General features: G+C 56.3%; 10 protein-coding genes. 4 read left to right on the plus strand and 6 right to left on the minus strand.

Annotated features, from left to right (window positions below; translation table 11 throughout):
* Window positions 1–52: 52 nt before the first annotated feature.
* Together glsA and NW211_RS04910 are read right to left on the minus strand one after the other, a co-directional pair.
* Entirely contained in the window at window positions 53–1018 is a 966-nt protein-coding gene (gene glsA, locus NW211_RS04905; protein ID WP_258327115.1) for a glutaminase A, read from the minus strand.
* A 5-nt stretch (window positions 1019–1023) separates the two neighbouring features.
* Window positions 1024–2466, minus strand: a complete 1443-nt coding sequence (locus NW211_RS04910) for a glutamate decarboxylase (protein WP_087408403.1) — start codon at window positions 2464–2466, stop codon at window positions 1024–1026.
* A gap of 224 nt (window positions 2467–2690) precedes the next feature.
* Between NW211_RS04910 and NW211_RS04915 the strand changes: the two genes are divergently transcribed.
* Window positions 2691–3890: an MFS transporter gene (locus NW211_RS04915; protein ID WP_258327116.1), complete on the plus strand. Its 1200-nt coding sequence runs from the start codon at window positions 2691–2693 to the stop codon at window positions 3888–3890.
* A gap of 5 nt (window positions 3891–3895) precedes the next feature.
* A complete protein-coding gene (locus NW211_RS04920; RefSeq protein WP_258327125.1) occupies window positions 3896–4834 on the plus strand; it encodes a DMT family transporter in 939 nt (312 codons plus the stop codon).
* On the opposite strand, the gene NW211_RS04925 is transcribed toward NW211_RS04920, so the two are convergent.
* From NW211_RS04925 to NW211_RS04940, 4 genes are all read right to left on the minus strand, one after another.
* Complete coding sequence (locus NW211_RS04925; RefSeq protein WP_258327117.1) at window positions 4817–5788, minus strand: DMT family transporter; 972 nt, start codon at window positions 5786–5788, stop codon at window positions 4817–4819. The genes NW211_RS04920 and NW211_RS04925 overlap by 18 nt on opposite strands.
* Window positions 5789–5922: 134 nt before the next feature.
* Window positions 5923–7011: a phosphotransferase enzyme family protein gene (locus tag NW211_RS04930; RefSeq protein ID WP_258327118.1), complete on the minus strand. Its 1089-nt coding sequence runs from the start codon at window positions 7009–7011 to the stop codon at window positions 5923–5925.
* Window positions 7012–7021: 10 nt separating this feature from the next.
* Window positions 7022–7963: a sugar phosphate isomerase/epimerase gene (locus NW211_RS04935; RefSeq protein ID WP_258327119.1), complete on the minus strand. Its 942-nt coding sequence runs from the start codon at window positions 7961–7963 to the stop codon at window positions 7022–7024.
* A 36-nt stretch (window positions 7964–7999) separates the two neighbouring features.
* The gene (locus NW211_RS04940) at window positions 8000–8908 is read right to left on the minus strand and encodes a PHB depolymerase family esterase (protein WP_258327120.1); all 909 of its coding nucleotides are present in this window, start codon (window positions 8906–8908) and stop codon (window positions 8000–8002) included.
* A 482-nt stretch (window positions 8909–9390) separates the two neighbouring features.
* Here NW211_RS04940 and NW211_RS04945 point away from each other — a divergent pair, with 482 nt between their 5' ends.
* Both NW211_RS04945 and thiL read left to right on the plus strand, forming a co-directional pair.
* Window positions 9391–10203, plus strand: a complete 813-nt coding sequence (locus NW211_RS04945) for a purine-nucleoside phosphorylase (RefSeq protein WP_258327121.1) — start codon at window positions 9391–9393, stop codon at window positions 10201–10203.
* A gap of 61 nt (window positions 10204–10264) precedes the next feature.
* Entirely contained in the window at window positions 10265–11308 is a 1044-nt protein-coding gene (gene thiL, locus NW211_RS04950) for a thiamine-phosphate kinase (RefSeq protein ID WP_258327122.1), read from the plus strand.
* Window positions 11309–11519: the final 211 nt, after the last annotated feature.

Here is an 11519-nt window from a genome sequence, read left to right on the forward strand (position 1 = left end):
GCCGGGTGCCATCGCACCCGGCTCTCTTGTTTTGTATGGAAGCGATTGCCGGTCAGGCCGAGACAATCACCGAGTCGCCGCTGAATACCGAGAGGCCCAGCTTGTTCATGATGTAGCGAATGGCCAGTTGGGCCTTGACCGAGTTGCCGGCCTCGTCGATAGGCGGGGCAAAGGCCGAGATGCCCATCACGCCCGGCAGTACGCCCAAGATGCCGCCGCCCACGCCCGACTTGGCCGGCAGCCCCGACGTGTAGAGCCAGTCGCCCGTGTGCTCGTAGAAACCTACGGTCGAGATGAGCGAGGTAATCTTGGAGGCCAGTGATGCCTCGAACACCTGTTGGTTCGTCTTGGGGTTGACCCCTTTGTTGGCGATGGTGGCCCCGCAGATGGCCAGCTGTTGGGCGGTGATGCCCAGTGAGCATTGGCGGGTGTAGAGGTCGAGCGACAGGTCGGGGTCGTCGTAGATGCGGCTGTAGTTCTTCAACAGCCAGGCAATGGAGCGGTTGTTGAAGTTGGTGTCCGACTCCGACTTGTAGAGCTCGTCGATCAGGACGGGAGCACTGCCCGAGAGTTGAGTGATGTTCTCGACGATGGCCTCCCACTTGGCCTGGGCGTTGCCGGTCGGCTGCACCATGCTGCACGCCGATATGGCACCGGCGTTGACCAGCGGGGTAGAGGGGTGGTCGTTCTCGAGCAGGATGGCCACAATCGAGTTGAAGGGCAACCCTGTGGCATCGGCCCCGATCATCGAGAGCAGTTTGTCGGCCCCGTACTGGCGCAGCACCAGAATGGCGGTGTGTACCTTCGAGACCGATTCGATGCCGAACCGGTACTGGGTGTCGCCCACCTCGATGAGGTGCCCGTTGGTGAGGCACACGCTTATGCCGAACAGCTGGCTGTCGATGCCGGCCAGATAGGGAATGTAGTCGGCATTCTTGCCGTCGTGGTTGTTGCGGTAGAGGTTGTGGGCCTCGTGCAGGGTTTGCTCGATTTGAGCAATCGAAATAACCTTTTTCATAACCGTTACTTTTTGGATTTGCGGCGATAGCCCGTGTGGGTGAACATGGTGCTTTCGACCTCGATATTTTTCTCCTGGGCGATGCGGGTGGGGGTAGGATACTCGAGTTTCTCGAGGTCGGCCACGGCGTCGCAGATGTCTTTGAGCAACATGTCGGCCATGTCGCGGCTGAAGCCCTGGCGCACGACGATACGCATGACCACGTAGCTCTCTACGCTCTTGGGCAGCGAGTAGGCGGGTACCATCCAGCCGCTCTGGCGCAGACGGTCTTGCAGGTCATACAGGGTCCACTTGGCATTCTTGGCATAGTCGGGGTGCATGTACCAGATGAAGAGCGGGTTTTCTACCCGGTCGCTGTAATTGACAAAGGGTTTCATCTTGCCGATTTCGTCGTGCAGGTATTGGGTAATCTGCATGCTGTTGTACTGGATGGCCTTGTAGCCCTGGAATCCCAACCGGATGAACTGGTAGTACTGGCCCAGAATCTGTGCGGCGGGACGCGAGAAGTTGAGCCCTACTTGCGTGATGTCGGCACCCAGGTAGTTGACGCTGAACGACATGTCGTCGGGCAGATACTTCTTGTCGCGCCATACGACCCAACCCAGACCGGGATAGACCAGGCCGAACTTGTGGCCCGAGGTACTGATGGAGAGTACCCACTTCAGGCGGAAGTCCCACTTCTTGTGCGGTTCGAGGAAGGGCAGGATGAATCCGCCCGAGGCGGCGTCGACGTGTATGGGGATGTCGTAGCCGGTCTTTTTGTTATAGGCGTCGAGCAGGTGGTCGAGTCGCTCCACGTCGTCGTTCAGGCCCGTCCAGGTAACTCCCTCGATGGGCACGATGCAGATGGTATTCTCGTCGCACATCTTGAGGGCCTCTTCCGGGTCGAGGGTAGGCTTGTCGAGCGTGAGCGGAACCTCGCGCATCTCGATTTGCCACAGTTGGGCAAACTTCTCCCACACAATCTGGTAGGCCGATGAGATGACAAAGTTGGGCTTGTCGGTGGGTTTGCCCTGGGCCTGACGTTTCTTGCGCCAGCGCAACCAGGCGGCCACACCGCCCAGCATACAAGCCTCGGACGAACCTATGGCCACGGCACCGCTTTTCCATTTGGCCTCCTCGGGCGAGTTCCACAGGTTGGCCATGATGTTGATGCACTTGGCGTTCATCACGGCAATGCGGGGATACTCCGTCTCGTCGATGTAGTTGATGTTGATGGCCTCGTTCATCAGCTTGGTGGCATACTTGTCCATGTAGGTGGTGACGAAGGTGGCCAGGTTGAGGCGGGGTTGAGTCTGGGCAAAGGTCTCGTCCTTGACCATCTGGTAGGCGATTTCGGGGGTGGTAGGTGCATCGGGTATGCGCTCTACGGGTGAAGGTTTCAACATTTCGTCGGACCCGAAGATGCTCGTTTTGGCATCTCCTTCTCTTAAACTAAAATCTCTCATTGTATAAAGTTTTTAATGAATGAAATCTGCGAATCCGGCACTCCCGGGGGAGGACGGCTTCTGCATGAGACAACAGTCCCGACCGGGTGAATGTTTAGTGCGTGGGGGCAATTCCTGCACAATTTGGCACTTGTTAAAAAAGGGGGCGATAAACTTTCGGGGGTGTAGATTGTTCTCACCCTGTAAACGGGTCGGCAGGGATGCCGGCCGAAAACTGCAAGACTATGAAAATTGAAACCGGGCGGGGTACGATTCCGCTCATTACACTGTTGGGGATATGGTCCATATCGGCCTTGAGCGCTTTGCCGGGGCTGGCGGTTTCGCCCATTCTGGGGCAGTTGTCCACCATCTTTCCCCACGCGTCGGAGTTTGACATACAGTTGCTCACCTCGTTGCCTTCGTTGCTGACGATACCCTTCATCCTGCTCTCGGGCAAACTCACCGAGCGGGTGAACAACGTGCTGCTGTTGCAGGTGGGGCTGGTGGTCTTTGCCTTGAGCGGGGTGCTCTACCTCTTCTCGGGGCAGATGTGGCAGTTGATTGCCGTGAGTGCCCTGCTGGGTATCGGGGCGGGCATCATCGTGCCGCTCTCGACAGGCCTCATCTCGCGCCATTTCACGGGGCGATACCGCACGCAGCAGTTCGGGTTGAGCTCGGCCATCACCAACGTCACGCTGGTATTGGCCACGATGCTCACCGGCTATCTGGCCGAGGTGAACTGGCACTTGCCCTTTGTCGTCTATCTGGCTCCCGTGCTTTCGCTGCTGCTCTCCTTCTCGCTCAAGGGTGATTCGACTTCGGCCCGGCCGGTGGCCCAGAGCTCGACCGGACGCATCGACACGGGGCGGCTCGTGGGGCTGATGGCCTTCTATGGACTTATCACCTACCTGGTGATTATCGTCAGCTTCAACCTGCCCTTCCTGATGAAAGAGTACCATTTCGATACGGGGGCGTCGGGCTTTATCATCTCGCTCTTCTTTCTGGCCATCATGTTGCCCGGCTTCTTCCTCAATCCCGTGTTGTCGTTTCTGGGGTCGCTCACCAAGTTTACGAGTCTGGTCAGCATTGCCATAGGGCTGTTGCTTGTTCTGCTGTCGTCCAGCGAGTGGGTATTGGCCGTCGGGGCGGTATTCATCGGGTTGGGCTATGGGGTAATGCAACCCGTCATTTACGACCAGACTACCCGGGTGGCCGATGCCTCGCGGGCAACCTTTGCCCTGGCGCTGGTCATGGCCATGAACTACCTGGCCATACTGCTTTGCCCGGTGATTATCGATGCCCTCCAGTCGCTCTTCCACATTCGCACCCAGCGGTTTGCCTTTGAACTCAACCTGGGTATCACGCTGCTGGCGGTGGTGTGGGCCTATTGGAAACGGCACTCGTTCCTGTTCGACGATGCTCCCGCTAATCCCATACAGCCATGAAGATGATGCGTAGTAAAGTAGCGATGGCCAACTGGGCCATGGTGGTGTCGAAGGTCTTCGGCGGCTTGAACGTGAACGCCCTGCACTACCTGTTGCCCCTGTGGCTTGCCCCGCTTACCGGGGCTACCTTCCGGTGCGTGTTTGCCGCCGTGGCTTTCTGGATTCTCGGCTTTTTTGCCCGGCCCGAAAAGGCCTCGACCCGCGACAAGTGGATACTCTTCCTGCTGGGAGCCGTGGGCATCTATGGCTACATGTTTTCCTATCTGATGGGGCTGAGCAAGACTACCCCGGTCTCGGCCGCCATCTTTACCTCGATGCAGCCCATCTGGGTCTTTGTCATATCGGTGCTCTTCATGCACGAGCGCATCACGCTGCTCAAGGTGGTGGGTATTCTGGTGGGGTTGGGGGGCGCCATGCTCTGCATCCTCACCCAGAAGAGCGACGACCTCGCCTCCGATGCGTTGGCCGGTAATCTCTTCTGCCTGATGAGCTCGGTCATCTATGCCATCTATCTGGTGTTGAGCAACCAGTTTCTGAAGCGCACGGGTACCTATACCCTCATGCGCTACACCTTTTCGGGGGCGGCTGTGTCGAGCTTGATTGTGATGGCCTTTACCGGCTGTGATGCCCCGTTGTTCGAGTCGCCGCTCCACCTGTGGCCACTGGCGGCGTTGCTGTTTGTGCTGATATTCCCCACGGTGCTGAGCTATCTGCTGGTGCCCGTCGGGCTGCGGTATCTGAAGACGACGGTGGTCGCCATCTACGGCTATCTCATTCTCATGGTGGCTTCGATTGTCTCGTTTCTCACGGGACAGGACCGTTTCAGTTGGACCCAGATTCTGGCCATGGTGCTCATCTGTGTCGGGGTTTACGCGGTAGAGATTGCCGAGAGTCGCGGCAGCCGTGCCCCCACGTCGCATTTGCATTCATCGCCTCATGCGTGACGACCCTTTGCGGAACCATTGCGGGGCCCGTTGCCACACCTTTTTCAGCTCTTCGGGATTGCGGGCCACGATAACCGTGGTGACGGCCACGAGTATGATGCCGATACCCCAGGCCTGCACACGGCTGCAACTCTCGCCCAGGAAGAGGATGCCCATGACCACGGCGGTGAGCGGCTCCATGCAGCCCAGCACGGCGGTGGTAGTAGAGCCTATATGTTTGACGGCCAGGATGAGGGTGAGGTTGGAGATGAGTGTGGGCACCAATGCCAGCATGAAGAGGTCGATGCCGCTCTTCCACGACGGGATGGGAGCCAGCCCTTCGCCTCGCACCAGCAGGTTGACGAGGAAAAAGAGACTCCCGGTCGAGAGGATGTAGAAGGTGAGCTTCAGGCTGTCGATACGGCCGATGCTCGAGCGGTTGAGCCCCACGATATACGAGGCGTAGGTGAGTACGGTAGTCAGCGCCAGGGCCATGCCCGTAGGGTTCACCTCACTGCCGTTGCTCCCGCTCAGCAGGTAGATGCCGCCCAGGGCCAGCAGCGTGGCCACGGCAACGGGCACCGAGAGCCGCTCCTTGAAAAGGACGACCATCAATATCGTCACCAGTACCGGGTAGAGAAAGTGCAGTGTGGTGGCCAGTCCGCTGGGTATGTAGAGGTACGACTGTGTGAGCAGGAACGAGGTGGCGGCGTAGAGCAGGGCAAAGCCGGCAATGACCGGCAGTTGCCGCTTCGCGATACGGAAGCTCTCGCGCCGGGCCAGCAGCACGAGCCCTACCAGCAGGGCCGATATGGCAAACCGGTAGAATACCACCGAGTTGACCGACACCCCGGCCTTCAAGGCTGGTATGGCAAAGAGGGGTACAAGCCCGAATGTGGCCGACGATACTACGGCATAGATCAGCCCTTTGATTGATTTTCTCTTCTCTTCCGTCATCACGGTATCTTTAAACATCTGAAATAATCTTTTTGTCGGGTGGATGAGAATGCGGGGCCGCATGGAAAACCGATGTTTCCGATACGGCCCCGTATGTTTAGAAACTCATAATCCGCTACAACGGTTCACGACCGCAGGACGGCGGCATGGAATCACCGCCCCAGGCACTCGTCGATGTAGGCTTTCATGGCTGGTACGGCAGCCTCGGCACTTTGCAGCAGCTTGAACTGCGCGCGGGTACGCACCAGGTTGTGGTCGGGATACTTGATTTTGTAGTAGGTATCGCCGTTGATGTAGTCGGCGAGGAACCGCACGGCCTGCATGTAGGGGAAGAGGGTGGCGGCGTAGGGCAGGTTGTCGATTTCGACATCGGTCAGGAACACGCGGGCCGTCTCCAGATAACCTTTGGTGAAGACCTTGAAAATCTCCATGTTGAAGTTGACGTGGTCCAGATTCTTGTCGTCCTCTTCGCCGGTGTTGGCGGCGGTGCGCATGAAGTCGCCGAAGTCGGAGAAGATGTAGCTGGGCATCACCGTGTCGAGGTCGATTACGCACAGCACCCGGCCGTTCTCGTCGAACATCATGTTGTTTACCTTCGTGTCGCAGTGGCAGATGCGCTTGGGCAGCTTACCCTCGCGGTGCAGCCGTTCGGCCAGACACATGGCGTCGGCCCGTTTCTCGATTTCGTCGAGCAGCGGTTGCACCTCGGCCACTCGTCCCACGGGGTCGGCGGCCACGGCTTCGCGCAGTTGCTTCAGGCGGAACTCCATGTTGTGAAAGTCGGGAATCGTCTCGCCCAACTCTACCGGGATGTCGGAGAGCATGGCCTGGAAATCGCCGAAGGCCTGCCCCGCATAGTAGGAGTATTCGGGGGTTACGGCATCGTAGCTCTTGGCGTTGTGGATAAAGATGAGCACCCGCCAGTAGCTCTCGCCGTCGAAGTAGTAGAGCTTATGGTCTTTCGTGGGGATGAGGGTGAGCACCTTGCGGTCGATGTCGGTTTCGCCCCGGGCCTCGAGTTTGTGCCGGATGTGGGTCGTCACCTGGTAGAAGTTGTTCTGGAGCATATCCACGTTGGTGAAGATGGTGTGGTTGATGCGTTGCAGCACATAGTCGGGTGCCTCGGGCGGTGTGGTGGTCACCTTGTACGAGTCGTTGATGAGACCCGCTCCCAGTGGTTTTATTTCGGCAACTTTGCCTTCCAAGGCAAAGTGCGACAAGATTTCGTTCAAGTCTTTCATAAGTGTGTGTTTATTGTTTTTGTGGAATAGATTCGATAAAAGTACGGTAGAGATTCTGATAACATTCGTAGAGTTCCCGCGGTTCGCTATACTCTTTGGAGTTGACCTCATACATGAAGGGGCCTGTGTAACCGGCGTTGTACAGCTCTTGCTGTATCTGGTTCCAGTCGTTGTCGCCTTTGCCGCTGCACGGGTTGGGCATGTAGTGGCACTCGGCACGGCCGTTTCCGTCCGAGACGTGAAGAGTCTTTACCCGGTTGCCCATGGCCTTGATGAGGAGCTCGGGGTTGTCGATGTGGTTCATGTCGATAGCCGAATAGACGTCGCTGGGCATCTGTTTCATAATGAGTTCCACCTCTTCGACCGTACGGCACAATGGGCGTTCATACTTCTCGTTGCGGAGCAGTTCGTGCCCCAGCATATTCTCGATGACCATGATGGCGCCGGCTTCTTTGACCAAGGGGTTAAGTTCGTTGACCGAGCGCAAGAGTTGGGCGATGCGTTTGGGGCGTTCGTTGAGTCCCAAATACCAGCTGGGGTGAAAGAGGATAACCCGGGGTTGCAGTATCTTGCAGAACCGCAGAATACGCCGTTGCAGGGCTACGGTACTCTGTCTGATTGTTTCGTCGCTTTGCGAGAGGTCAATCTCTTTGCCGAAAGGCATGTGTATCGACCAGATCTCGACACCGGCCGAGTCGGCAGCCTGCCGGGCTCTCTTCATGCGGGCCGTAATCTCTTCGTCGCTAATCTCCTTGTTGGTAAAGAGTTTTGCCCCTAACGAAATCTCCACACAATCGATACCCGCCTCTTTCATCGCGTGCAGGTTGTTGTAGTTGGCGGTATTGATACCGATGGAACAACCCACCCGCAAAGGAGGGTATTTCTCTTTTCCACTTGCCGAGATGGCAATGATTGCTAAAAGCACGAATAAGCATTTGATTTTTGTGAACATGATGAATTTTATTTAAGAATGATAATTGAATAGTCGTTAGCGTGTTGCCGGCTGGGGTACTGCCGTTTTTTCGGGTTCGACAAAGCGGCTGAAGAATTGCCAGATGTGTTCGCCCGTGACCAGGTCTTTCTCGCCCCACGAGTGGGTTCCGCCTGTGATTTCGTAGAGCCACACCTCGTGGCCGTCGGTGCCGCCTACATATTTGTGGCGGATAATCGAGTGGCCCGACTCGGGATTGAGTGAGGCTATCGTGTCGGTCTCCTCGTGGGTGCATCGATTTTGGGTAGCCCAGTAGCTCACGGCCAGAGGTACGGCAATGTATTCGCCCCAACCTCCTCGGTTCTCGGGGTCGCCGTTCCACATCGAGGTTTTGTCTTTCGTGCCGTGGATTTCGAGCAGCGGGATAGGTCGGTCGGCTTCCAGCTCCCGGTACATCCATTCGAGCGTAAGCCCGGCGATAGGGGCTACCGCCTTGAACACTTGGGGACATTTATAGGCCAGCAGATAGCACATTTCGCCACCGTTGGAATAGCCTGTGCAGAAGGTGTTGCGGGCACTCAGTCTATAGGTCTGCTGCAGGTGTTGAGCCAGTTCGCAGACGAATGCCACATCGTCGATGGTCATGTCGTCCTGAAAGGGGTACCCTACGTTCCAGCACGTTTTTCCCCGCTTGTCGCGAGCCCCTTGCGGGTAGCACACGGCAAACCCGTACTTGTCGGCGATAGAGTCCATGCCGAACCGTTCGGGGTCGGCACTGCCGCCGTAGCCGTGAAGCACGAAGACCAGCGGAGCTCCGGGAGCCAGATGGGCCGGAAGATAGAGTTTGTAACTGCGGTCGACGCCTCCCGACATGAAGGTGTGGTCGGTCAGGTTCCCGGTGGAGCCTGCGGCAAAGAGGAGATGCCCACACAACAGGGTAACGAGACAGAGTAAGATGCGTTTCATATTGATGGTATTAACTTCTATTTCAAAGGTAAGCAAAAAGCCTCGATCGAACGACTATTTATCGAAAATTTAAGAAAAAAATAGAATAGGACTTTGTCGAGCCAATGCGTCTGCCGAAGGGTAATGCGCTCTGTGTCCGTAAAAATTCCGAGACAATCATACTTTTCTTGTTTGCTTTGTTTATATTTGTACAAGTAGAATAGGAGAGTCGGCTCGGCATAGTCAAAAGCTGAAAACTATGTTTTCTATTTGCCTCTGCTCTCGCCTTTCGCTATATTTAGAGAATATAGGAGTCGGCTCGGCATAGTCAAAAGTTGAAAACTATGTTTTCTATTTGCCACTGCTCTCGCCTTTCACTATATTTAGAGAATATAGGAGTCGGCTCGGCATAGTCAAAAGTTGAAAACTATGTTTTCTATTTGCCTCTGCTCTCGCCTTTCGCTATATTTGCAAACTTTGTTATTTACCAAAATAGTTACGCGATGATTGAACAGATTAAAGAAACCGCTGCCTACATTGCTTCGAGAGTGCAGGTATTGCCCAAGACCGCTATCATATTGGGTACCGGGTTGGGCGAGTTGGTAAACCACATTACCGATAAAACCGAGATACCCTATACCGAAATCCCCAATTTCCCGGTGTCGACTGTCGAGGGGCATCAGGGAAAACTTATCTTCGGGAAGCTCGGTAAAAAAGATGTGATGGCTATGCAAGGCCGATTCCATTACTACGAGGGGTACAACATGAAACAGGTTACCTTCCCCGTGCGGGTGATGAAGGAGCTGGGTATCGAGCACCTCTTTGTCTCCAATGCGGCCGGCGGTATGAACCCCGACTTTGCCATCGGCGACATCATGATTATCCGCGACCACATCAACCTCTTCCCCGAACATCCGCTGCACGGCCGCAACTACAACGAGCTGGGCGTGCGCTTCCCCGACATGAGCGAGGCCTATTCACATCGCCTCATTGCCAAGGCCCTCGAGATTGCCGAGAAGAACGGCATCAAGGTACAGCAGGGGGTCTATGTGGGCACGCAAGGTCCCACGTTCGAGACGCCGGCCGAGTATCGCTACTTCCGCATCATCGGTGGCGATGCCGTGGGCATGAGCACCGTGCCCGAGGTAATCGTGGCCCGTCATGCCGGTATCGAGGTATTTGCCGTGTCGGTCATCACCGACCTGGGCGTCGAGGGCATTGTGGAGAAGTGCTCGCACGAAGAGGTGCAGAAGGCCGCCGCTGCCGCTCAGCCCAAAATGACCTTCATCATGAAGGAACTGGTAGAACAATTTTAAGTATCAACCGATAAAAACAGAGCAAAGCCCATGAGCATCGTGGGCTTTGCTGGCTATACCTATGGAAGAAAAACGAACCGAAATAGCTACGTTGGGCGAGTTTGGACTGATTGACCACCTGACGAAGCAGATACAACTCAAAAACGCCTCGTCGCTGAAAGGAGTAGGCGACGATGCCGCCGTGCTTGACTATGCGGGAAAGCGCGTGCTGGTCACCACCGACCTGCTGCTCGAGGGGGTTCACTTCGACCTCACCTACGTGCCCCTGAAACACCTGGGGTACAAATCGGCCGTAGTCAACTTCTCCGACATCTACGCCATGAATGGGACCCCGCGGCAGATAACCGTCTCGCTGGGCGTGTCGAAACGCTTCTCGGTCGAGAATCTCGAGGAGCTCTACGCCGGCATACAACTCGCCTGCGACATCTACGGAGTCGATCTGGTGGGCGGCGACACCTCGGCCTCGATGACCGGCCTCACCATCAGCATCACCTGCATCGGCGAGGGCGACCCCGATAAGATTGTCTATCGCAACGGCGCCCGCGAGAACGACCTCATCTGTGTGAGCGGCGACCTGGGTGCCGCCTACATGGGGCTGCAACTGCTCGAGCGCGAGAAGCGCGTCTTTGCCGGCGAGACCGATTTCAAACCCGCATTCGAAGGTCACGAATACCTGCTCGAACGCCAGTTGAAACCCGAGGCCCGCAAAGACATTGTCGAAGAGCTCGACAAGGCCGGAATCGTGCCCACCGCCATGATGGACGTCTCCGACGGCCTCTCCTCCGAGCTACTCCACATCTGCTCGCAGAGCCATGTCGGGTGCCGCATCTACGAAGACCGCATCCCCATCGACTACCAGACGGCCACCATGGCCACCGAGTTCAACATGAACCTCGTCACCGCCGCCCTCAACGGAGGCGAAGACTACGAATTGCTCTTCACCGTACCCCTCGAGAAGCACGACACCGTGGCCGCCATCCCCGGCATTCGGGTGATTGGCCATATCACCAAACCCGACCTGGGTTGCTGCATGATTACCCGCGACGATGTTGAGATAACCCTGCGGGCTCAAGGCTGGAATTCGCTCGCCGAAGAGGAAGAGTAAGCCATACCGGCCGCTGTAAAATATACCCGGGAGAAGAGGCGAGATTAAAAACTTGCACTCTTCTCCCGATATATTTATGAGTCTGATAAACAAGGAGTCGGCTCGTTTGTGACTCCCTGTCACCACTTCATGGCTATGCTTTTCGATAGAAAAGTAAACGATAAATTTGGTAGATTCAAACAAATCCATTACCTTTGCACACGCAAAAATA

The sequence above is a fragment of the Barnesiella sp. ET7 genome (assembly GCF_024733785.1).
Taxonomy (GTDB): domain Bacteria; phylum Bacteroidota; class Bacteroidia; order Bacteroidales; family Barnesiellaceae; genus Barnesiella; species Barnesiella merdigallinarum.